The organism is Brevibacillus sp. NSP2.1 (assembly GCF_000470975.2).
GTDB classification, from domain to species: Bacteria; Bacillota; Bacilli; order Brevibacillales; family Brevibacillaceae; genus Brevibacillus; species Brevibacillus agri.
This window is the reverse complement of record NZ_CP048274.1, coordinates 3,392,329-3,414,414: the sequence shown is the minus strand read 5'-3', so window position 1 is coordinate 3,414,414 and position 22,086 is coordinate 3,392,329. Positions and strand designations below refer to the sequence as shown.

General features: G+C 56.1%; 25 protein-coding genes and 2 pseudogenes. 17 read left to right on the top strand and 10 right to left on the bottom strand.

Translation table 11 applies throughout. The annotated features are described in order from the left end of the window. Nucleotides 1-10: 10 nt before the first annotated feature. The 7 genes from M655_RS16540 to M655_RS16510 all read left to right on the top strand — a co-directional run bounded on the left by M655_RS16540 (nucleotide 11) and on the right by M655_RS16510 (nucleotide 5,472). Nucleotides 11-1,525, top strand: a complete 1,515-nt coding sequence (locus tag M655_RS16540) for an FGGY-family carbohydrate kinase (RefSeq protein WP_026557047.1) — start codon at nucleotides 11-13, stop codon at nucleotides 1,523-1,525. Next, entirely contained in the window at nucleotides 1,522-2,298 is a 777-nt protein-coding gene (locus tag M655_RS16535) for an SDR family NAD(P)-dependent oxidoreductase (RefSeq protein WP_238500528.1), read from the top strand. Before M655_RS16540 ends, M655_RS16535 begins: the two co-directional genes overlap by 4 nt. A gap of 31 nt (nucleotides 2,299-2,329) precedes the next feature. Further along, entirely contained in the window at nucleotides 2,330-3,184 is an 855-nt protein-coding gene (locus M655_RS16530) for a class II fructose-bisphosphate aldolase (RefSeq protein WP_005827160.1), read from the top strand. A gap of 18 nt (nucleotides 3,185-3,202) precedes the next feature. Continuing rightward, nucleotides 3,203-4,246, top strand: a complete 1,044-nt coding sequence (locus tag M655_RS16525; protein WP_026557049.1) for a 2-hydroxyacid dehydrogenase — start codon at nucleotides 3,203-3,205, stop codon at nucleotides 4,244-4,246. A gap of 140 nt (nucleotides 4,247-4,386) precedes the next feature. Continuing rightward, nucleotides 4,387-4,623, top strand: coding sequence for a spore coat associated protein CotJA (locus tag M655_RS16520; RefSeq protein ID WP_005827163.1), 237 nt, complete (start codon nucleotides 4,387-4,389; stop codon nucleotides 4,621-4,623). Beyond that, a complete protein-coding gene (locus M655_RS16515) occupies nucleotides 4,613-4,882 on the top strand; it encodes a spore coat protein CotJB (RefSeq protein ID WP_005827164.1) in 270 nt (89 codons plus the stop codon). The genes M655_RS16520 and M655_RS16515 overlap by 11 nt, the downstream gene beginning before the upstream one ends. Before the next feature lie 20 nt (nucleotides 4,883-4,902). Beyond that, entirely contained in the window at nucleotides 4,903-5,472 is a 570-nt protein-coding gene (locus M655_RS16510; RefSeq protein ID WP_005827166.1) for a manganese catalase family protein, read from the top strand. A gap of 53 nt (nucleotides 5,473-5,525) precedes the next feature. Here M655_RS16510 and M655_RS28350 read toward each other — a convergent pair. Together M655_RS28350 and M655_RS28345 are read right to left on the bottom strand one after the other, a co-directional pair. After that, a pseudogene (locus M655_RS28350) lies at nucleotides 5,526-5,831 on the bottom strand (ribonuclease J); the annotation flags it as partial. Further along, nucleotides 5,832-6,210, bottom strand: a pseudogene (locus M655_RS28345) (ribonuclease J); the annotation flags it as partial. Between the two features lie 202 nt (nucleotides 6,211-6,412). Between M655_RS28345 and M655_RS16500 the strand changes: the two are divergent. Then, nucleotides 6,413-6,832, top strand: coding sequence for a hypothetical protein (locus M655_RS16500; protein ID WP_005827170.1), 420 nt, complete (start codon nucleotides 6,413-6,415; stop codon nucleotides 6,830-6,832). A gap of 93 nt (nucleotides 6,833-6,925) precedes the next feature. Here the strand turns inward: M655_RS16500 and M655_RS16495 are convergent, their stop codons facing one another. Then, entirely contained in the window at nucleotides 6,926-7,372 is a 447-nt protein-coding gene (locus tag M655_RS16495) for a protease complex subunit PrcB family protein (RefSeq protein WP_502708208.1), read from the bottom strand. A gap of 70 nt (nucleotides 7,373-7,442) precedes the next feature. Here M655_RS16495 and M655_RS16490 point away from each other — a divergent pair, with 70 nt between their 5' ends. Beyond that, nucleotides 7,443-9,341, top strand: coding sequence for a hypothetical protein (locus M655_RS16490; RefSeq protein ID WP_286085842.1), 1,899 nt, complete (start codon nucleotides 7,443-7,445; stop codon nucleotides 9,339-9,341). A gap of 72 nt (nucleotides 9,342-9,413) precedes the next feature. Beyond that, nucleotides 9,414-9,869 (top strand): YlbF/YmcA family competence regulator, encoded by a 456-nt coding sequence (locus tag M655_RS16485; RefSeq protein ID WP_005827176.1) that lies wholly within the window; start codon nucleotides 9,414-9,416, stop codon nucleotides 9,867-9,869. A gap of 14 nt (nucleotides 9,870-9,883) precedes the next feature. On the opposite strand, the gene M655_RS16480 is transcribed toward M655_RS16485, so the two are convergent. Next, a complete protein-coding gene (locus M655_RS16480; RefSeq protein ID WP_026557052.1) occupies nucleotides 9,884-10,213 on the bottom strand; it encodes a hypothetical protein in 330 nt (109 codons plus the stop codon). 77 nt (nucleotides 10,214-10,290) lie between these two features. On the opposite strand from M655_RS16480, the gene M655_RS16475 reads away from it, so the two are divergent. Both M655_RS16475 and M655_RS16470 read left to right on the top strand, forming a co-directional pair. Continuing rightward, complete coding sequence (locus M655_RS16475; protein ID WP_025843702.1) at nucleotides 10,291-10,635, top strand: YlbG family protein; 345 nt, start codon at nucleotides 10,291-10,293, stop codon at nucleotides 10,633-10,635. Nucleotides 10,636-10,795: 160 nt separating this feature from the next. Next, on the top strand, nucleotides 10,796-11,560 hold the full coding sequence (locus tag M655_RS16470; protein ID WP_005827181.1) for a LamB/YcsF family protein: 765 nt from the start codon (nucleotides 10,796-10,798) through the stop codon (nucleotides 11,558-11,560). Nucleotides 11,561-11,650: 90 nt separating this feature from the next. On the opposite strand, the gene M655_RS16465 is transcribed toward M655_RS16470, so the two are convergent. The 3 genes from M655_RS16465 to modA are packed head-to-tail and all read right to left on the bottom strand — an operon-like array spanning nucleotide 11,651 to nucleotide 13,889. Beyond that, a complete protein-coding gene (locus tag M655_RS16465; protein WP_026557053.1) occupies nucleotides 11,651-12,355 on the bottom strand; it encodes an ABC transporter ATP-binding protein in 705 nt (234 codons plus the stop codon). 15 nt (nucleotides 12,356-12,370) lie between these two features. Next, nucleotides 12,371-13,054 (bottom strand): molybdate ABC transporter permease subunit, encoded by a 684-nt coding sequence (gene modB / locus M655_RS16460; protein ID WP_005827184.1) that lies wholly within the window; start codon nucleotides 13,052-13,054, stop codon nucleotides 12,371-12,373. 22 nt (nucleotides 13,055-13,076) lie between these two features. Further along, nucleotides 13,077-13,889 carry a molybdate ABC transporter substrate-binding protein gene (gene modA, locus M655_RS16455; RefSeq protein WP_025843703.1) on the bottom strand — a complete coding sequence of 271 codons (813 nt, stop codon included), beginning with the start codon at nucleotides 13,887-13,889 and terminating at the stop codon, nucleotides 13,077-13,079. 146 nt (nucleotides 13,890-14,035) lie between these two features. On the opposite strand from modA, the gene M655_RS16450 reads away from it, so the two are divergent. The 5 genes from M655_RS16450 to M655_RS16430 all read left to right on the top strand — a co-directional run bounded on the left by M655_RS16450 (nucleotide 14,036) and on the right by M655_RS16430 (nucleotide 18,085). Further along, entirely contained in the window at nucleotides 14,036-14,998 is a 963-nt protein-coding gene (locus tag M655_RS16450; RefSeq protein WP_005827190.1) for a substrate-binding domain-containing protein, read from the top strand. Nucleotides 14,999-15,179: 181 nt separating this feature from the next. Beyond that, nucleotides 15,180-17,048, top strand: a complete 1,869-nt coding sequence (locus M655_RS16445) for a stalk domain-containing protein (RefSeq protein WP_025843704.1) — start codon at nucleotides 15,180-15,182, stop codon at nucleotides 17,046-17,048. Beyond that, nucleotides 17,045-17,566, top strand: coding sequence for a shikimate kinase (locus M655_RS16440; RefSeq protein WP_026557054.1), 522 nt, complete (start codon nucleotides 17,045-17,047; stop codon nucleotides 17,564-17,566). The genes M655_RS16445 and M655_RS16440 overlap by 4 nt, the downstream gene beginning before the upstream one ends. 66 nt (nucleotides 17,567-17,632) lie before the next feature. Next, nucleotides 17,633-17,794, top strand: a complete 162-nt coding sequence (locus M655_RS16435; protein ID WP_005827201.1) for a YqzE family protein — start codon at nucleotides 17,633-17,635, stop codon at nucleotides 17,792-17,794. A 36-nt stretch (nucleotides 17,795-17,830) separates the two neighbouring features. Continuing rightward, nucleotides 17,831-18,085 carry a YkuS family protein gene (locus M655_RS16430; RefSeq protein ID WP_005827202.1) on the top strand — a complete coding sequence of 85 codons (255 nt, stop codon included), beginning with the start codon at nucleotides 17,831-17,833 and terminating at the stop codon, nucleotides 18,083-18,085. Nucleotides 18,086-18,198: 113 nt separating this feature from the next. Here the strand turns inward: M655_RS16430 and M655_RS16425 are convergent, their stop codons facing one another. The 3 genes from M655_RS16425 to M655_RS16415 all read right to left on the bottom strand — a co-directional run bounded on the left by M655_RS16425 (nucleotide 18,199) and on the right by M655_RS16415 (nucleotide 22,010). Beyond that, complete coding sequence (locus tag M655_RS16425) at nucleotides 18,199-19,047, bottom strand: hypothetical protein (RefSeq protein WP_286085841.1); 849 nt, start codon at nucleotides 19,045-19,047, stop codon at nucleotides 18,199-18,201. Between the two features lie 104 nt (nucleotides 19,048-19,151). Next, nucleotides 19,152-20,273, bottom strand: a complete 1,122-nt coding sequence (locus M655_RS16420; protein WP_026557056.1) for a YqhG family protein — start codon at nucleotides 20,271-20,273, stop codon at nucleotides 19,152-19,154. A 36-nt stretch (nucleotides 20,274-20,309) separates the two neighbouring features. Next, nucleotides 20,310-22,010 carry a DEAD/DEAH box helicase gene (locus M655_RS16415; protein ID WP_005827210.1) on the bottom strand — a complete coding sequence of 567 codons (1,701 nt, stop codon included), beginning with the start codon at nucleotides 22,008-22,010 and terminating at the stop codon, nucleotides 20,310-20,312. Nucleotides 22,011-22,086 lie beyond the last annotated feature (76 nt).

Sequence of the window (22,086 nt, the reverse complement as noted above, 5' to 3'; positions counted from 1 at the left end):
GGGAGAGAACGTGGCACAATTTTTGATTGGCATTGACAATGGGGGAACGGTCACGAAAGCAGCGGTGTACACCATCGACGGTCGGGAGGTAGCTGTCTCCAGCCGGAAAACGGCCATGCTGATGCCGCAGCCCGGACATACCGAGCGAGACATGGAGGAGCTGTGGAAAGCCAATGTGGCCGTAATTTCAGATGTGCTCAGGCAATCGGGCATTGATCCGCACGACGTGGCGGGATTGGCAGTGACCGGACACGGAAACGGACTGTACCTCGTCGACGGCGAAGGGCAGGCGGTCGGAAACGGAATCGTCTCGACGGATACGCGCGCCAAGCATCTGGTCGAGCAGTGGTACGCGGACGGAACGGCGGAGCGCGTCCTGCCGAAGACGATGCAATCGATTTGGGCTGGTCAGCCGGTCGCGTTGCTGCGTTGGCTGCAGGAGCATCGAGGCGAGCTGCTCGAAAAAGCGCGCTGGATTCTGATGTGCAAAGACTTTATCCGCTATCGGCTGACGGGGGAAGCGTACGCCGAAGTGACCGATCTTTCCGGCACGAACCTGTTCAACATTAAAGAAGTCGCTTACGACCGCGAACTGCTTGCCGATTTTGGCTTGCAAGGAATCTTCGACAAGCTGCCCCCGGTGAAATACTCCGCCGACATTTGCGGCTATGTGACGGAGCAGGCGGCGCGGGAAACGGGGCTTGCCGTGGGCACACCGGTGGCTGGAGGACTGTTCGACATCGACGCCTCCGCGATTGCCTCGGGCGTGACGGACGAAGACAAACTGTGCGTCGTCGCGGGGACGTGGAGCATCAACGAGTACATCACGAAGGAGCCAGTGGTGGACAAAGACTTGTTCATGACCTCCATCTACTGCATCCCCGGCTATTGGCTGACGCTGGAGGGTAGTCCGACCTCGGCGAGCAACCTGGAGTGGTTCACCAACGAGTTTTTCAGCCAGGAGCACGACGCGGCCGCCAAGCAGGGCATCAGCGTGTATGAGCTTTGCAACCAGATGGTCGCAGGCACGAAGCCCGAGGATTCGCATATCGTCTTCTTCCCGTTTTTGTTCGGCTCCAATGTGGATGCCAACGCCAAGGCGTGCTTTATCGGCCTGAACGGTTGGCATACGAAAGCGCATATGGTCAGAGCCTTGTACGAAGGAGTCGTTTTCGGCCATCGCCAGCACATCGACAAGCTGCTCGTTCACCGCTCCCGGCCAAAAGCTGTGCGTCTCGCTGGCGGGGCCACGAGGTCGGAGGAATGGATGCAGATGTTCGCAGACATTTTGCAGTTGCCCGTCGAGGTGGTGGAAGGAACAGAGCAAGGCACGCTCGGGGCCTCCATCTGCGCCGGGGTCGCGACGAAGCATTTCGCGTCGTTTTCCGAAGCGGCGCAGTCGATGGTGAAAATCAGCAAGACGTACACGCCAAACGAACAGCATCAGGCCATTTACGAGCAGAAGTACCAAGCGTATTTGGAAGTGCTGGAAGCGTTGCAGCCACTGTGGAAAAAACTTTCGTGAAGGATGGAATCGACATGGACTTCGGCATCAAAGGAAAAAGCGCAATCATTACCGGAGCTTCCCGCGGCGTAGGGCGGGCCATTGCTCTCGCGCTTGCGAAAGAAGGGGCAAAAGTCGTCATCAACTACAACCGCAGCGCCGACAGCGCGAATGAGGCAGCGGATCTGATCCGGCAAAAAGGCGGCGAGTGTATCACGATTCAAGCGGACATCGGCAAAAAGGAAGAGTGCGACCGGCTGATGGCGGAAGCGACCGCAGCTTTCGGCAGCGTCGACATTTTGGTCAACAACGCTGGCGTGTGGCCGAAAAACTGGGTGACGGACATCTCGCTTGCTGAGTGGAACCACACCATGGATGTGAACCTGACCTCGGTGTTTCTCACTTGCCAAAGCTTTGTCCATCACCTGTTGGCCGAAAAACGCCGCGGCAAAATTTTGAACGTGACCTCGCAAGCGGCGTTCCACGGCTCGACGACAGGCCATGCGCATTACGCCGCGAGCAAAGCGGGAGTCGTCGCGTTTACCGTCTCGCTTGCCCGCGAGGTCGCGAAGCAAGGAATCAACGTCAACGCGCTCGCGCTTGGCATCGTGGAGACGGACATGATTAAGGCCGACCTGGAGCTGAAAAAAGACTACTACGTCAACCGGATCCCGCTCGGCCGTGTCGCCAAGCCGGAAGAAATTGCCGATATCGCCGCTTTTCTCGTCTCGGAAAAAGCGAACTACATTACAGGCGCGACGATGGATGCCACCGGCGGCATGCTGATGAGATAAAGAGCTGTACGAAAGGATAGGAGGAAGAAAGATGTTAACCACACTGCACGAAGTCGTAAACGATGCCCGAGAAAATCAGTACGCCGTCCCTGCCTTTGACTGCGTGGGCGATATTATGGTGCGGACGATTCTCGATACGGCGGAGCGGCTGCAATCGCCCGTCATCCTGATGTGCCTGGAGCACAACCTGAAGGAGCCGAACGGATTCATTTTCCTGGCAGAGTACATCAAGGCAGTTGCCCCTGCCTATCGCATTCCGATCGTCCTGCATCTCGATCACGCGATGGACACGGAGTTGGTCAAGCAAGCGATTGCCCACGGCTTCACATCTGTCATGATCGACGGATCGAGCTTGCCTTTTGCCGAAAATGTAGCGCTGACCAAACAGGTCGTAGAGTTGGCGCACCCCCACGGCATCAGCGTGGAGGCGGAGCTTGGGCACGTCGGCGGCAACGAGCTGGGCGGCACGTACGGCACCGAGTCGAAACTGACCGAGCCGCATCAGGTAGCGGAGTTCGTCGAGCGAACAGGTGTCGATGCCCTGGCCGTTTCCATCGGAACAGCGCACGGCGTCTATACGGCGGAGCCGAAGCTGAACGTAGAGCGGATGCGGCAGATCAATTTGGTCAGCCCTGTCCCGCTCGTTTTGCACGGCGGCTCGGGCACGCCGGATGCCCAGGTGCAGGAAGTCGTGCAGCACGGAATCAGCAAAGTGAACCTGTACGCCGACTGCCGGATCGCGATGGCAAAAGGCTTGAAGCGGGCTGCGGCGGAAATGACCAGGATCGACCCGCTGCCGGAAGAAATGTTTTTGCCGATCAGACAAGAGCTGGAGCAAACGGTGGAGCAAAAAATTCGCATGCTGGGCGCAAATGGCAGAGCGTAACGGATAGGAGTGAGAGAGATGAAAGTATTGGCGATTGCCGATCGGTTTATTCCTGCACGCGAGATGGCGGAAGGACTTGGAGAGCTGGAAAAGCTGGGCTGGGACGTAGAGGTCAGGGAATGGCAGCACGCCTCTTTGGAAGAGCTGCAAAAAGACAATCTCGCGGTAGAGCTGCACGGGCCGGAGGCGGTGACCATGCCGGACGACGTGTTTGCGGGAATCGAGCAGTACGAGGTGCTCATCGTGCAGTTCACGCCGGTCTCTGCGAAAATCATCGCAGCGGCGAGCAAGCTTGCGGTCATCGGGATTTTGCGCGGCGGTACGGAAAATGTGGCGATTGCGGCAGCCAACGAACGGGGGATCAGCGTACTGAATACGCCAGGCCGAAATGCCCGGGCCGTGGCGGAGTTTACGCTCGGGCTGATCCTCGCAGAAGTGCGAAACATCGCCCGCGCGCACGCGGCACTCAAACAGGCGGAGTGGCGAAAATCGTTTCCGAACAGCGACGCGATTCCCGAATTGTATGGAAAAACAGTAGGATTGATCGGCTATGGCAATGTCGGGCAACTGATCGCCGGTTTTTTGACGGCCATGGGCTGCCACATCCTCGTGTACGACGAGTACATCGCTCAAGTGCCCGAACCTTGTCAAAAGGTGGAACTGAACGAACTGTTGCAGCGCGCGGACGTCGTCTCCCTGCATTTGCGCCTCACGGAAAAGACGCACCATTTTATCGGGGCACCGGAGCTGGCGCTGATGAAGCCAAACGCCGTCCTGATTAATACGGCACGCTCCGGGCTGATTGACGAAAAAGCGTTGGTGTCATTTTTGCAAGCGGGGCGAATCGCAGGCGCCGCCCTGGACGTATTCGACAACGAGCCGCTGGCAGCAGACGATCCGTTGCTGCAACTGGACAATGTGACGATTACCCCGCATATGGCGGGCAGCACGAGAGACGCTTTTACGAACAGTCCCAAGCAGATGGCAGGCTACCTGGCTGCGATCGTGCGAGGCGAAGAAAAGCTGCCGATCGTCAACCGATTACAGCCGCGGCTGCCGTAGATCACGCTTGGCCTCTTGTTCATCGCAACTTGATGAACAAAAGGCTTTTTTTCATGGCGGGACATTTATCACGCTTGCTGGGTGGGCGGCATATGGTAACCATGACGAACGAGAAAAATGCGCATGGAGGAGGGCATCTGTTGAACTCGCAAACACGTATCTGGTTTCCTTACGTCAGCCCATACGATCCTTGTCCGCCCATTCGGGTCAAAACATACGCGGTTCCTCCGCAGTTGTTTATCACGTTCCAGCCGCCAGACCTGCCACAGTATTCCCCGGCCGAGGCATTACGGGCAGGCACATTGTGGCCGTCTCTGTACAGTCCTTACAATCCGCAGCAGGATTACGTAGGAAGAGAGGGTTCCCATGGCACATAGTCAACAGCGAGGCAAAGAATATTACGCACTGTTACAGCAACTGCAGGAGATCGATTTTGTCCTGGTCGAGCTCAATCTGTACCTGGATACGCATCCAACCGATGTCAACGCGATTGAACAGTTCAACGATCTGACAGAAAAGCGTTGGGCTTTGGCGAATGAGTACGAGAAGCATTACGGCCCCTTGCAAAATTTCGGGCGGAGCTATTCCGGATACCCGTGGCAGTGGAACGACGAGCCTTGGCCATGGCAAGTGTAGAAATGAGGGAGACGTAGACGATGTGGATTTATGAGAAAAAGCTGCAATATCCGGTTCGTGTCAGCAAATGCGATGTGAAAATGGCCAAATACTTGACGGAGCAATACGGCGGTGCCGATGGCGAGCTGGCGGCGGCCTTGCGCTACATGAACCAGCGCTACACGATTCCGAACAAAGTCATCGGGCTGTTGACCGACATTGCGACTGAAGAGTTTGCCCATCTGGAAATGATCGCGACGATGGTCTACAAGCTGACCAAGGACGCGACGGTCGAACAACTGGAGGAAGCCGGGCTTGGCGCGCATTACGCCAACCACGACCGGGCGCTTTTTTACAACAATGCGGCAGGGGTTCCCTGGACGGCTACCTATATCGCGGCCAAGGGCGATCCGATCGCAGACTTGTACGAAGATATCGCCGCAGAGGAAAAAGCGCGGGCCACGTACCAATGGCTGATCGACATGACAGACGACGTCGACCTGCAGGACAGCCTGAAGTTTTTGCGCGAGCGGGAAATCGTCCACTCGCTGCGCTTCCGGGAAGCGGTGGAGATTTTGAAAGAAGAACAAGGGCGCAAGACGATTTTTTAACAGCGCACGTCAAGCCCGATCAAAAAAAGAGAGCCTTGGCGCTCTCTTTTTTGCTACACATCCATAATAATCGGCAAAATCATCGGCCTGCGCTTTGTTTTCGCGTACAAATACCGCCCGATCGACTCGCGCAGCGCTTGCTTCAAGCGATTCCACTGGGTGATGCTCTCGTCCTGCAAATCCTCAATCGCGGCTGCCGCGATCCGCGTGGCCTCGTCAATCAGCCCATCCGAATCGGGGCCGTAAACAAACCCGCGCGAGATGAGGTCAGGACCGGAAATGATTTTTCCGTCTGTTTTGTTGCGCGTGACGACGACGAGAATGCCGTCCTCAGACAGATGCTTGCGGTCGCGCAAAATGGCCAGCGCGAACGCCTCGCGCAGATGATCGCCGACCAGCTTTTCCGAAGGCGTGAAGCCCGGGCGTTCGGCATTCGTGCTCTCCGCAGCAGGACGAGCACGCCGCTTTGACCGATGGCGGCCATTTCGTGCAAATCGGGGGTCTGCTTGTGGACAGGGGTCAGATCAAACTTGAAATCCCCGGAATATACCACTTTGCCTTCCGGCGTGTCGAAAACGACGCCAAGGCAATCAGGAATGCTGTGGTTCGTCTGAAAAAAGCTGGCGGTCATGGCGCCCAGTGCGAGCTTGGCGTTGCGGTCGATTTGAACCAGCTCTGCCTGCTGCAGCAAGCCGTGCTCTTCAGCTTGATTTCAATCAGTCCGAGCGTCAGGCGCGTGCCGTTTTGTGTACTCATACCGAACCATGACCTCCCGAAAACCATGTGATGATAAGGGGTTACTTTTTGCGCGAGAAAGAAGGATTATGTATGAAAGCCAGACGGGGAAACGGCGAGGAAGCCAACAGCACAGCAGCGTGAATGAGAACGGGAGCAATCGGGCACAATGTGGGATGACTGAATTTGGAAAGGAGCCGTCCCGGTGAAAAGCAAACGATTGATATTCCGCTTGTTCCTGCTGATCGCGATCGCAGCGGTTGTCGAGTGGTTCGTCTACTCCAAGGACGATACGCAGACGAACGTGGCTGTCGAACAGGCAGAGGCGCATCAGGAAGCGCCTACACTAAAAGTCGCGCACTCGCTTGAACAGGATGACCTGCAACTCAAGCTGGCCGTTACGAATTTCAACTTTTCCCTGGAGAACATGGGGAAAGAAAACAAGCACGGCGAAGGCCACGTCCATTTGTATCTGGATGGGAAAAAGATCGCGAAAGTGTTTGAACCAAGCTATGTCTTGAAAGACATTCCGAGTGGCAAGCACGAGATCACGGTCGAACTGGCCCACAATAACCATGAATCGTATGGAGTATCCGAGCGCTTCAGCATCGAGGTCAAGCCTTGATGCTTGCCTAGTCGATTGGATTCCATAGAAAAAAGCCGACAGGAAAGCGCCATGGGCACTCGAATTGTCGGCTTTTATCATGAACAGGAACGGCTAGCGCATGTGCACGCTCACTTGTGCCTGCTGGTCCGGCAAGGCGATGACGAGCGTCGGGTACGAGATCGCCTGTGTTTTCAAGGCACCCGGAGCAGGCGGCTGCACGTGCACGCGAACGGTAAAGCCGTGCGGGCCTGTCCGTTTGACCTGGTCGGTTACGATGCGATAGCCGCCGGTCGGCTTCTGTCCCGCGCCGATGACGACATAAGCTTTGCCGTTTGCGCGCACGACCGTGTGTCCGCCGCTTTTTCGCACTTTTTTCAACGCTTCCGTCACAGCAGGCGGATACGGAGCGGCGACAGCTTCGTATGGAACAGTCTCTACAGCGGACGGTACAACCTCTTTTCCTGCGGGCGCAGATGCGGTAGGATGTGGAAGAGACATGGACGTAGCGCCAGTGACACACAGGGAAGCAGCGAGCAACAAGCCAGAGAATATATTCATCATCAATCTCCCTCCAATTGGTAAAAGTAATCGTGATGAGATCATAAAAACTGAGGTGACAGGAGTGCGTGTGAAGGATTCGCTGGAATACCTGTCCGAAGCAACGAGACAAGCGATTCTGAACGAACAACAAAAGCGGTTTTGCATCGAAACAGAAGATCAGGAGCTGTCGTCCAGGCTGGCGGATTCCCGCTTTTTGCAGCAGGTGTGGGAACAGGCCGACGAACTGGAACGAACGGTCATCAAGCTGTTCATCACCAAGGCGACGAGAGGATTTTTCAGCAAGCGTTCCTGGGAACGCGAAACGGCAAAAGAGCACAGGCACTTGTCCGTCGGCCTGACGAAGCTGCGCCGACTGGGACTGATTTTGACTGTACGCAAAATGTGGAGTGAAATAGGCTATGTGATGCCGCAGGAAATTCGCGAGCAGTTGACGCTTCAACTGTTGCCGGACTCATCCGCGGCGTATGTGTCCTTGTCCAAAACGCTCCCTTATTATATACCAGCCGGCAGGGGGATACATCTGGATCTTTTTGGGCTTCTCCTGTACATCCGCGACAATCAGGTGCCGGTGACGCAAAAAGGAAGCATTCACCGCAGGGCGATACAAAAAATGGTTCCGCTCTTGTCGATGACAGACGAGCACGTGCAGGGCGTCACTCTTGCGCCGCTGGACAAAGAGCAGCGAGAGGGGCTCGCGCTGACGGTTGTCCTCGATCTGGCTTTTCGGCTCGGGCTCGTAGTGCGCAGGGACAAGAGCATGGCGCTCGACTCCTTCCAGATCAGGCGCTGGCTGAACAAGTCGGCGCCTGAGCGGTGGGAAGAGCTGTACCAGTTGGTTGCGGAGCAGCTTTTGCCGCACGGCGATTGGTGGGATGCGTTTGCCCAGATGATGAGACAGGTTCCGCTGGATCAATGGTGTTGTGTTGACAGCCAATTGCGCATGCTAGAGACAGCGGGCTTTGCCTTGCCGCAAGAGGCAGACAGGCTGATTGTGGAGCAGTGGCTGCACGTCTTGCTCGGGCTGGGCTGGGTGCAGCTTGGGGCAGACGAGCAGGAGCGCCTGTTCTGGCGGTGGAACAGCTTGCCGCACCTGACGGCGGAAGAGGGCTGGTTCGTAGACCCGACGGGAGCGCTGACGATTCCGCCGCTCGTTCCGCTGCGGGAAGTGTGGGAGATCAGCGAGTTTTGTCAGTTGCGCTTCGATGGGCAACTGATTCGCGGAGAGTTGCAAGCGAAGCTGCTGCAAACGTACCTCGCTTCCGGCGGCAGCGAAGAGCTGGTCATGGAAAAGCTGCGGGTCGCCTGCGCCCATCCGCTGCCGGAGGGGCTCGTCGAAGTCATCGGGCATTGGGCGAAGACGGCTACGCAAATTCAACTGGAGCCGTTTTTTTGCGTCAGGACCGCACATGCCGGATTCGTGGAGGAATGGCGGCAAATCCCCGACTTTCAGCCCTTTTTGCAGCACGTCCTCTCGCCGACGGAGTTTTTTATTCCGCTCCCGCAAAAAAGGCAGTTGGTCGAGCTGCTCAGGCATTACGGCTACGAGCCGCACGTCGTCTTGCACGCGGAGTCCGCGGAAGCGAAAGAAACGCACGAGGACGCCCAATCGTCCGACAGAGGGCTGCTCGTCATCGAGCGCCCGTGGGACGGCTACGCCATCGAAAATACGTTTCCGGCCCAAAGCGAAGCCATGCCGCAACTGTCGACGCTTCCCAAAATGTGGACGCAGCACTTCCAATCGTATCACCCGCAGTCGCTGCGCGATCTGTTGAAACGCGCGACAGAGCTGCAGTTGGAAGTGGAAGTGCAGTTGACGAACCAGGAGAAGCTGCGCGGGCTGCCCGTGGAGGTCAAGCTGGAAATGGGCTATTGGCTCGTCACGATCAGCGGGCCGCACGGAAAGCGTCCGTACAGGCTTGACGAGATCGGCCGAGTGCGCATTGTGGTGCCTGACTATCTGTACTAAGAATGTGGATCGTGGTACAATCAGAAGGGACTAAAAGCTTTACGCCTTTAGTGTGAAAGGGGGTCTCGCTCAATGGAAGCAGTAGAGACTGTGGATATGGCACAGCTTATTATGGAGTCGCACGAGCTGTCCACCATGATTAACCAATCGCGCGAGGTCTTGGAATACTTGGAGGCCAAGCGCCGGATGGAGGCAGACGAGGAAGTGCAGCGCCTCCTGTTGCTGTTCGAAAAGAAAAAGGAACAGTACGAGGATGTCCAACGGTTCGGGAAGTACCATCCCGATTACAACCATATATCAAAAGAAGTCCGCGAGCTGAAGCGGACGATCGAGCTGCGCGATTCCGTGCAAGCCTTCAAGCGGGCAGAGGACGCGCTGGATGAACTGCTCTACCAGGTGAGCAGAACGATCGCCCACTCTGTCTCCGACACGATCAAGGTGCCGAGCAACAATCCGTTTCTCGAAGCGCAAGGAAGCGGTTGCGGCACGGGCGGAAGCTGCGGTTGCAGCGTGAAAAAGTCTTCCTGATTCGCAAGCGAGGCTTAGCTTTGCGGCGGAGATTTTTCCCGCAGCAGAAAACAGTCTTCGCACAGGTTGCCGCAGCAAAACTGCTTTTCACTGGGGACCAGAAAGCGAAAGCGGTACACGTGCTGGTCGTCGCCTGAGCGCACGTAAATGCATTCGGGCTTTAGCTTGGTACCGGTGGTCAGTCGCTCGCCCGCTTCCATCAGCCGTTCGGTCAGGCTGGAAGCGGGGAGCGCGCTGCTTACATAGAAGAAGCGTTGGCCGGCATGGGTGCGCCAGCCGCTTTTTGTGACGATGCCTTCCTGGTGCAGTGCTTCCTCGAAGCGTCGATAAAACGTAGCCAGCATAAAAGACCACAGTTCCTTTCTGTAACAGGCGTTTACAGGTGATTATACCATGATGGGGAAGGAGACCAACGGCTTACATGAGAGAACGACGTCTGGGTGTTGCGGTGTGGGTAAAAAACACGCGTGCGGCCAAAAATTTACGCAAATTTGGCACCATTCATTACATCTCCAAACGGTTAAATTACGTTTCGATGTACGTTGATGCGAATATGTTGGATGAAACGATCCGCATCATGGAGAAGCTGCATTTCGTGACCAAAATCGAGCGCTCCCATCGTCACGAGATTCCGGTCGAGTACAACAACGCAAGACCGGACAAGGCGAAGGAATACGACTACAAGCAGGAAAAAAATCAAGTGATGGCGCTGGCAGAGACACTGATGGCAGAAGAGAGCAGCCCAGCGACCGTAGGTTCGACATAAGATGTTCACCAAGCTGCCAGTTTTCGGCAGCTTTTTTCCTTTTGCTCGGCCACCGTACATGGTATGCTAGAGGAATAGGAAAACACCAGAAGTAGTGCCAATGAATGCGCTTTCAACACGCGTACATAGATCATGAGAGGAAAGGTGGGGGCGTACATACATGATTCATCTTGACATTAACTGCGACATGGCCGAGGGCTTCAGCAGGGGACGACAATCAGAGGATTTGGGAATTATGAAATGGATCACCTCCGTCAATGTTGCTTGCGGCATGCACGCAGGTGATCCGCATCTCATATGCAGAACGATTGAGGCAGCGCTCAAGCACGACGTAAAAATCGGAGCGCACCCGGGATACCCGGATGTGCAAGGCTTTGGACGGCGCTCGATGAATTTGTCCGTCAACGAAGTGTATGAGCTGGTGCTGTATCAGGTGGCAGCCCTCTCCGGCATGACGCGGGCGCTCGGTGGCGAGCTGCATCACGTCAAGCTGCACGGGGCGCTGTACAACGAAGCGGCGGAGCGGCCGGAGCTTGCCGAGGCGGTGGTTCAGGCGGTAGCCGACATCGACGAGGAGCTGATCCTGTACGCCCTGTCCGGCAGCAAGCTGGTCGAGGCCGGACTGGAGCACGGGCTTCAGGTGGCCGAGGAAGTGTTTGCCGAGCGGGCGTACTTGCCGAATGGCCGTCTCGCTCCCCGCGAGCTGGAGGGCAGCGTGCTCATCAGCAAGGAAGAGCGGATGGAGCAGACGCGCCAGCTCGTCCTGAAGCAGCGAGTGAAGACCGTGAACGGCCAGCACATTGATCTGGCGGCAGATACGCTTTGCGTTCATCACGAGAGCCACGATATTTTGCAGTTTTTGGGTGAACTGCACAAATGGGCGAAGCAAAACGATGTGAAGATCGAGCCGATCAGCGCTCGCTAGGCTCGCCAGAGTGCCAGGCAATCCGCATAAAAAGCCATACGGCAACGCCAAATCCGGTCAGGAAGAGGACGTTGCCGTTGGCTTTTTTCATCAAAGCGGCTGCGACCGCATGCGGTCAGCGTGTTTGTCCCCCGACAAGAGGGGAAAACGGTCTTGGCCGTTTTGCTTCGTTTGCTCGACGATTTTTCCGTTTTCCAAAAGCAGGATCGTGTCTCCCAGCTTTTCCGCTTCTTCCCGGTCGTGGGTGACGAGCAGAAACGGGATGTGCCACATGGCATGGAGCCGGAGCAGCTCATCCTGGCATTGCCTGCGCGTGTCCGCGTCCAGCGCGGAGAGCGGTTCGTCCAGAAGCAAAATATCCGGCTCGGTGGCCAGCGCCCGGACGAGCGCGACCCGCTGCTTTTGCCCGCCGGAGAGCTGATGCGGGTACTTTTCCAGCAGATTATCGATCCCGACCGTAGACAAGAGCGGCTCCAGATGCAGCTCATGGCCCGTCTTCAAGCCGTAGCGGATGTTTTGGGCGACCGTCATGTGCGGGAACAGCGCGTAGTCCTGAAATAAATAGCCGACCTTGCGCTTTTGCACGGGGAGCGGTTTTTGCCCTTGCCTGTAAAAAGTCCGACCATTCAGCGCGATTTCGCCCTCATCAGGATGCACGAGTCCGGCAATACTGTTCAAGATCGTGGTTTTCCCTGAGCCGGATGGACCGAAGAGGACGACGATCTCCTGTTCCGTGGAAAAGGAGACGTCGAGCAAAAAATCAGGCAAACGCTTTTGAATCGTTACCGAAAGCATGTAGGTTCCCCTGCCTTACTTTTGATTGGCGTACCTTCGCACATTGCGGCGGCTCCACCAGTTGAGCCAAAGCGTGGTGCCCATGCCGAGCGATACGATGATGACGACCCAAAACAGCGCTTTTTCCATTTGCCCGGCCTCTACAGCAAAGTAGATGGCGACCGGGATGGTATCCGTTTTTCCTGGTATGTAGCCGGCAAGCATCAGCGTGGCGCCAAACTCGCCCAGGCCGCGGGCAAACGACAGGACAAGTCCTGCCAACAACCCCGGCCAGGCGAGCGGGAAAGCGACCGTCCAGAACACCCGCCATTCGGAAGCCCCCATCGTCCGCGCGGCATTTTCCAGGCGGCGATCCACTCCGGTAAACGCCGCGACCGCACTCTGGTACATCAGCGGAAACGAAACGACGACAGAAGCGATCACTGCGCCTGTCAGCGTGAAGACGACCTGGATGCCGAACCATTGGAACAGCAGTTGGCCCAAAACTCCATTTTTTCCGAACAGCAATAGCAGGCCGAAGCCGACGACCGTCGGCGGCAGGACGAGCGGGAGCAAAAAAAACGACTCCAGCACGTTTTTGCCCCAAAACTCCTTCTGCGTCATCCAGCGCGCGCCGAGCATGCCGAGCACAAAAACAAAGGAGGTGGATAGCGCAGCCACCTTTAATGAGAGCATCAACGGTGTCAAATTGGTTTCCATAACGCTCGCCACCTCCGTTTTCTTATTGGAATCCGTACTTCTGTAAGATCGCCTTTCCTTTGTCGCTTGTCAAGTAGGCAAGGAAAGCTTTTGCTGCATCTTGATGCTGGGAAGCGCTGACGACCGCTCCTGGGTACACAATCGGCTTGTGCCATTCCGGTTTGGCTGTCGCGAGCACCTTCACATCTTTGGAGATCGCCGCGTCGCTGGAATAGACGATTCCGACTTCGGCGTTGCCTGACTCTACGAAGGTCAGCACTTGGCGAACGTCACTGCCGAATACCATGCGGCCAGACAAGGACTCCCACAGTTTCAGCGTTTCCAGCGACTCTTTTGCATAGCGGCCTGCTGGAACGGTTTCCGGCTCGCCGACTGCGATGTGCTTGATTTCCGGCTTGTTCAGTTCTTCAAAAGAACTGATGGCAAGCGTGCTGTCTTTGCCTGCCACGAGCACGAGCGCGTTGCCGGTAAAGTCCTGACGCGTATCTTTTACGATCAGTTGTTTTTCATCCAGCCCGTCCATGTCTTTTTGGCTGGCAGACAGGAAGACGTCAGAAGGAGCGCCCTGGGCAATCTGGGTAGCCAGTTTTCCCGAGCTGCCGAAGTTGAAGGTGAGTGTCGTGCCAGGGTTTTCGGCCTCAAAAGAAGTTTTCAGTTCGTTTAAGGCATCCGTCAAGCTTGCCGCTGCGGAAACCATCAGCTCCGCTTGTGGCGCTTGTTGCTGCGCATTTTCTGTTTTGGCAGGTTCAGTCGCCTGCGGAGCGGGTTGTGAAGTCGAGCATGCGCCGAGCATCAGGGTGAATGCTGCGCATAGAGCGAGCCATTGCTTTTTCATTGGAAATTGACCTCCATTTGTTATGTCTAGTTATAACTAATTATAACTGGATATAAATGAATTATAGTAGCTTCTTGCGAATAATCAATTGCGAATTTAGGAGAATGGAAAGAAAATGAAAGGAAAGAACGGAACGGAGGCCAAATATGACTGACGAAAATTCTTATACAACGGAAGAAATCGCAAAGCTTTTGCGCATCTCGAAGTTGACCGTGTACGATCTGATTAAAAAAGGCGAGCTGCCCGCTTACCGTGTCGGCAGGCAGATGCGCGTAGACAAAAGCGACCTGGAGGCGTACAAGGCGCGGGCAAAAGGCGGCTATCGCCCGGCGCAGGCGGCATATTCCGCCCCGCTGCAGGGACAAGCCCAACAGACAATAGAGCAGGCGCAATCGACAGGGACGCGCCACGTCATTATTAGCGGGCAGGATGTCAGCCTGGACTTGCTCGCGAGCCATCTGGAAAAGCGCGAGCTGTCGCTGCGGCCGCTTCGCTCCTACGCCGGCTCGCTGAACAGCCTGGTTGCCATGTACACGGGCAAAGCCGATATCGTCAGCACCCACTTGTTCGATGGAGAGACGATGGAGTACAACGTGCCATACGTTCGCCGCATCCTGACCGGGCATCGCTTTCTCGTCGTCAACATGCTGGCGCGCTGGGCCGGCTTTTACGTGCAGGAGGGCAATCCCAAACATATTTTGTCCTGGACCGACCTGACCAAGCCGGGAGTGCGGATGGTCAATCGCGAAAAAGGCTCGGGGGCGCGGACGCTGATTGAGGAACAGTTCCGGCTGGCGAAAATCGCAGGGCGCGACGTGAACGGCTACGAGCACGAAGAGACGAGCCATCTCGCGGTGGCGGGAGTCGTCGCCCGCAAGGAAGCGGACGTAGGCGTCGGGATCGAAAAGGCAGCGCGTCTGGTCGGGGTGGAGTTCGTGCCGATGGTGAAGGAAAGGTACGATCTCGTTATGCTCAAAACAAAAGAAAACGAAGCCTTGCTTGCTGCCGTCCTCGACATTCTGCGTTCTGCCGCTTTCCAAAAGGAGATGGAGGCAGTCGGCGGCTACGATCTGAGCCAGACAGGAAAAATCATATACGAAACATGGTAGGAAATTCGCCGTTCGCCCAAGCTGCTGACAGGGAGGCGGCTTTTTCATTTGCGGCAAAACAGATCGACAAAAATGGCGATTTCTCTACAGAATCTCCTGAATTTCTACTCACTCTGTTTTTTATTTGCTACAATGGAACAAAAATGAACGCTTGCAGCCGAGCGATTTTTTGGGGGCTGTCATGAAGACTTTGCAAAAAACGAGTTTATTGGTATGTGTAACGATTCTGGTCATGTTTGGCTCTATCGGCATCATCAGCTATTGGCCAGCGATTTCCAAATGGTTGGAGACAAGCCAGGCGACAGGCGCGGAACAAACCGGAGCCGATCCGTTTTCATACGATCCGCCGCTGCCTTCCTACGTGAAGGATTTGCATCCCGTTTACAAGATTCAAGCCGAATTACATACGTCTGAGGCCAAAATTACGGGGAAAATGACGGTCGAATTTGACAATCCGCAGACGGCAGACCTGCGTCTGTACGTCTACGATTATTTGTGGAACAAAATGACGGTCAAGTCGATCCGCTACAAAGACAAGCCGCTTGCCTTTGAACGCGGCCTGTCCACGGTCAAGCTGGCAAACCCGCTGGGAGCGGAAATGCGGGGGACGCTCGCGATCGAGTTTGAAAATCCGGTGCCGCGCAGAGGGACGCGCTTTGGCGTCAAGGACGACATCTGGACGCTGACGACGTGGTATCCGATGCTGGGCGCGCAAAACCAGCAAGGAAAATGGTACGATCCGCCGCAACGGGTAGATTTTGGCGATCCGTTCGTCTACCATTACGCCGACTACGACGTCTCCTTCGTCTCCCCGAAAGGCTACAACTGGGTCAGCTCGTGGGGCCGGGGCAGTACAAAGGCAGTCGAGGGCAGCAAGCAGCTAATCCGCTACGAGGGCAAAAAGCTGCTCAATTTCGCCTTGGTCGGCAGCCCGCTGTATCATGTGGAGACGATCCAGATGGGGCCGAACCTGTCTGTCGATATTGCGTCCGTGGACAAAGGCAACATCCAGCGGATCAAGACGATTGCGGAGTCGGTGTTTCCTACGTACAACGACTGGTACGGACCGCTTCCGTATCCGCACGTCGCGATTGCCGAGACGAGCACGGGCACGACGTATGCGATGGAGTACGCCAATCTCGCCATTTTCAAGCGCGACATGTACCAGCGCAATCTGATCGACCACTGGTTGCCGCATGAAATCGCCCATTTGTGGTGGTACAACAGCGTGGCGACGCTGGAAGCGTCTCACGGCTGGCTGGACGAAGGGCTTGTGGAGCTGAGCGTGTACCATTACTTGCAAAACCGGTACGGAGCGCAGTCGGCCTCCACGCTGCTCGATGAGTACAATCGCGACGCCCGCCGCTTGCAGGAGCGCTACCCCAACGGCAGCCTGGACAAGCCGTTGCAAAAGTTCGCGACCGAAGAAGAGTTCCATTGGACGTGGTATTCGAAAGGGGCGCTGCTGTTTGACCATTTGCGCAAGCAGATTGGCGATGACGCGTACAAACGTTTTCTGCACCGCGTGCAGCAAAACTACCACGGCAGCGTGATCGGGGCCGAGCATCTCGACCAGGCGCTGGGGCAAACGCTGCAAGGCGAAGCGAAATACTTCGTGTACGCGACGAAAAAGCCGAATCGCGAAGGCCTGGGCGCTGTGCAACTGGAGCCGTACATCACGACGATCATCAACAACATGAGCTTTTATCCGTCCATTCCGGCCAGGGCGACAGGCGGCACGGTGTATTTGCCGCTGCGCGAGCTGGGGGAAAAAATGGGGCTTGCCATAAGCTGGGATCAGGAAAAGCAGATGATTCGCGTAAGAGGCAATGGCCGAGAAGTGTTCGTCAAGGAGCGGGAACGCTTCGCCATCCGCGATGGGCAAAAGCTCGACCTCGGTCATCCGCTGACGGAAATCAAGGAGCGCACGATGGTGCCGCTGTCGTTTTTCGCTGACGTATTCGAATGGGATACGGACTACAATCCAGCCGAGAAAACCGTAAAAATTCAAACGCGAAAAGCGAGTGGAAAGGTGGCGGAAACAAAATGAAAAACTTGATTCTGGTCGGCTTTATGGGAACCGGAAAGACGACGGTCGGCGTCGCGCTGGCCGATTCTTTGGGAATCGCGCACCATGACCTGGATGCCGCGATCATCGAAAAGGAAGGCTGCTCCATCCCGGAGCTGTTCGCCCGGCACGGGGAGACGTATTTTCGCGATGCGGAGTCCCGCCTGCTGTCACAGCTTCTGGACGATGGTCCGCAAGTTTTGACGACAGGCGGAGGAGCTGTCCTGCGCAAGCAAAATGTCGAGGTCATGCTGGCAAAAGGAACCGTGATCTCGCTTTATGCCAGCGAAGAAGAATTAATCAGGCGGCTGGAAAACGATACTTCGCGCCCGCTGCTTTCCGGCGGGGTGGCAGAACGTGTGAAAACATTGATGGCGGAACGCGCGGGGGCGTACGATTTTGCCCCGATCCAGGTGGATACGACCGGAAAAAGCCTGGAGGCGATCGTGGACGAAATTAAGGCGCAGGTGGTTGAAAGCGCAAAAGACGGGAAACAATAAAAAGGACAGCGCTATTGCCGGAAAAAAGACGGCGTGTATCTGCGAGTACGAAGGAGGTCACGTGCGATGTCCTTTCAAGAGTATTTGAAGTACCTGACGAAATTGTTTGTCCAGTACATGGATACGCCAAAAGATGAACGGCGTCAGCGAAAGGCTCCGCGTGAGCCTTGGTCGGCACGCTGGTTCGGGGCGATCCCTATGTCGATCCGGCTGTTGTGGCGCAAATAATCCTACCTTGGTAAGCGGACGGAGGGTGCGGTGCGTATGGCGAGAGTAGCGGTAGAAAAGTCCCTTTCCCAGATTCGCAAAATGCTGTGCGATAACGGCTATGATGTCGTCGATTTGGGAAACTGGCAACAGGTGGTCGACGCGATCGTGATTACGGGTCAGGATATAAACGTCTTGGGCGATCAGAACAAGACGATTACAGGTGCGTCGGTAATCAATGCAGAGGGAATGACGGCCAATGAAGTTTTTCATGCCGTACACGAACGCCTTTCCCCAACCGATCATCATTGATCGAAAAAAGCCAAAGGCTGCGCCTTCGCTAGACAAGCATGCGCAGCCCAATCAAAAACAAGCTCTCCGCCAGCGACTGGCAGGGAGCTTGTTTTTTTGCCAAAAGCGACGGATCAGCTCTGCGGCTGTCCCGCTACGTAAAATCTTCCGACCTTGTCAGCGTAAGCGTAGGGGACAAAGCGCAGCCCTTCATCCCATACTCCCACGTAAGCGTTTTGATCGTTCCACAAATGAAGCGAGCCGACGACGAACGGGGCGAGCACCTGGGAGTGGTACAGCGGAACGGTCAGCGTCACGGGTGCATCGCTTTGCTGCTGCCACAACTGCGGCCATGAAATTGCGCTGTCCCCGTACAACTGGCTGACCCAGCCGATCTGGTCGAACGGATCTCTTTGCGCCCGCTGCAGGATGCGCGTCTCTGTTAGCCGTTGCCCGGTCTGTACCAGATTTTGCGCAGCCAGGCTGCGAAAGACTGGCTCGTTTGCGGCGAAGGAAGCGGGGTACGCTTCGCCTGTTTTGGCGTTCACCAGTTGCGGCGACGACTGGCGGGCGATCAGCCAGTGGGAAGCGAATCCGTCGTAGACAGGCTCTGCGGCAATTTCCCGCGGGGCAAAGGCATCGTCGAACAAAATGTATTCCCCGACCCCGTATTCCAACAGCACGAATTTTTCCTGGGCAGGCGCTTCGACGGCCTCTCCCACGACCAGGTACCCTACCTGTCTGTCTGTTTTTTTGATGCTGACCAGCCACTGATGTTGATTCGGGCCGAGCGTCTGCACTTCTGTATCGGCTTTTTGCCACTCCTTGAATTGCGGATCGCGGTTGGCGAGTTCGTTCATCCACGTCTGGATTTGGGCGTGAAACTCTCTGTCCCAGCTCTCCTCTGCGTGGACAGGCCAGGCGAGCAACGCAAAAGACAAGAGCACCCCGAGAAGGGGGAGGAATCGTCTGGTCACAAACATGCACCACCTTTTGTACAGGCTAAGCTTATTCCTATTGTAACCAGCTATGACAAAAAGATTTGTTGCAACTTGTCAGTTCCGCAGCACTTCTTCTCGCTGATCTTTTACATGATTCGCCCGGATGCGGGGAGATGGCGCACCGTTTTTGCCGGATGCGCTTTAATGACAGGCGGAGCAGAGTGCAAGTAAAACAGTCCGCCGTTAATAAAATGAACCTCGATGCGCGGCTCGTACTGCCAGCGCAGCTCGTCCATCCGTCGCTGTTTTTCTTCTTCCGGCGTGCTTTTTTTCCATTCCTCCTGGTTGATTTCCTCGCGCGGCGTCACCTGGACGCCATTGGCACGTAAAAAGTCGAGGATTCGCCCGCCGGAAGAGCGGTATTCGTCAAGCGTCTGCGCAGCTTCGACAACAGCCTCCCTGGCGGGGACGGCGTCGCGCGCAGGCAGCGGGATCGAGGCTTTTTGCTCCGGGGACTCTACCGCTTCCGCCTCGGCTGCTTCTGTCTCGCTCTGTTCGGCAGGCGGCTCTCGTCGGGCCAGCTCTTCGTAGTAGGCGGCGAGGATGTCCAGCTCCTCCGTCAGTCGCGCCCGCGCCTCTACGGCCCACTCCTGGTCTTCCTGCGCGATGATCGCATCGACCTCCTGCCGGGCCAGCTCCAGCGCGTCTTCCACAGACAGCTTCCGGTCGAGCGTGTAAAAGTAGTCCGGGATCGCGGGCGCAAGCGTCAACTGAAACAAAAACGAGGAAAAGTCGTGCACGAGGCGCGGCTGATGCAGGTTGATCCCGAGATAGAGCATGATGTCGCGCCGTTTGTCGCAGATGAGCGATACTTTCAGGTTGAGCCCGAGCCAGGGAACGAGCGGCGTGGAGCGACGCTTGCCGGTGCTTGGCAAGGAAGCGGTATTTTGCTCGTACATGCATAAAAAGCGCCCGTGCTTTTTCGCCGAGGCAAAAATTTGCTGCATGCGCGCAGCGCCCAGATGCAGATGCTCGGCACGCAGCCCGTCCGGCATCCGGTCCGGGTGAAACGCAAAGGTGAGCACGAGCGGCTGGTAGGCCAGGTTCATTTTGTCGACCCAGCTCCAGTAAAACGGGCGGTTGCCGATATCCTTGTCGACCTCGACCGGAAGCTTGACCGTCAAGTAATCCGGGTGGGCTTCGACGATGTGCGCGGAAAAAGTCGCGAGGTAGCGCTCTACAAATTGCCTGACCTGGTTGGCTTGCATCAGGAGAAACCTCTTTTCTTGTGTGCGTTTTTTCTGCTACTGCTCTGCCGCTTCCGACAGGGCAGGGGATGCGTGCTGTTGTCTGCTGGCGCGGATGGCGTGGCCCATGTTGTCGAGCTTCAACGCCATTTCGCGGGCCGATTTGGAATCCATGATGATCTGCGTCAAATTTTCTTCCAGCGACGAGTTGAGATTCAGCCGCTCCACGATGTCGTCCAGTTCGCCGATGACCATCTCGAACAGGTCGATTTTTTCGTACAGCAGCTTCAAAATGTGCTCCTCAATCGTGCCGACGGTGGACAAATTGTAAATGTGCACGTCCCGCTTCTGGCCGAGACGGTGGACACGGCCGATCCGCTGCTCGACGCGCATCGGGTTCCACGGCATGTCGTAGTTGATGACCTGGTTGCAAAACTGCAGGTTGATCCCTTCCCCGCCAGCCTCTGTGGCGATCAGTACTTGCGCGCGGTTTTGAAACAAATCGGTCATCCAGTCTTTTTTGCTGCGCTTGAAGCCGCCGCGAAACGGCACAGAAGTAATGCCGTGGTCATGCAAATATTTTTGCAGGTAGTTTTGCGTCGCCCGGTACTCGGTGAAAATGATGACTTTGTCGTTGATCTCCTGGATCAGCTCGACCGTTTTGGCCGCCTTGGAATGCGTCTCGATCCGCTTAATCATCTCCACCAGCTCCAAAATTCGGCCGCGCAGGGGGGAGTCTTCGCTGGTGCGCTGGTGCATGTTGTACAGCGTCATGAACGAGGCTTCCTTGCTGGAGCAAACCTCGCGCTGCAACGTAATCAAGGCGAGCGAGTTGAACAGGCCAGCTCCTGTCTGGTACTGGTCGCGCACAAAGCGGGTGACGCCCTCGTACAGCTCCATCTCTTCCTGCGACAGCTCAATCGGAATCGACTGGACGCGGCGACTGGTGAACTGGATGCCGCCGTCGCTTCGCTTGTTGCGAATCATCACCTTTTCAATTTCTTCGCGCAATTTGTCGCTGTTTTTCGACTGTCGCTTTCCTTCGACGTAATTGGAGGAAAACGACGTGGAGTGGCCGAGGTGCCCCGGCTTCAACAAATTAATCAGGTTGTACAGCTCGTCCATTTCGTTCTGGATCGGCGTAGCCGTGAGCAGCAGGCAATATTTTTTGCGAATTTCCTTCACGAACTGATAGTTTCGCGTCCGTTTGTTTTTCAGCTTGTGCGCCTCGTCGATAATCAGCATGTCGTAGTCGATGTCGAGGACGTGGCGGCGGTGCGGATCTCGTTTCGCCGTGTCGATGGAGGCGACGACGACTTCATGCTGCCGCCACATGTACTCCTTTTTTTGCGCCACGGCGGGAATCCCGAATTTTTGCTGCAACTCCTTCGTCCATTGGATGACGAGGGAGGCGGGGACGAGCACGAGAATTTTTTTCGCCAGGCCCCTGACCATGTACTCCTTCATAATCAGCCCGGCTTCGATCGTCTTGCCCAGTCCGACCTCGTCGGCGAGGATCGCGCGTCCGCGCATGTCGTTGAGCACTCGCTCCGCCGTTTGCAACTGGTGGGGAAACGGGGAGAGCAGCGGCAAGTATTTCAGGCATTGCAACTGATCGAACTCGCGAACAGCCATGGCCTCTTCCGCTTCCAGCGCCAGCTTGAACAGCTCCCACTTGTCCCAGGGGCCGTCTTCGTGCATTCGCTCCGTCAGCGGGGATATCCAGCTCGTGTCAAATGAAACAGGAATATTCGGCATATACGTTACTCCTTTACACAGCTCTGCCATAACTTTCATGCGCTTTATCAAAAAACTTAACATTTATGATCGTGTT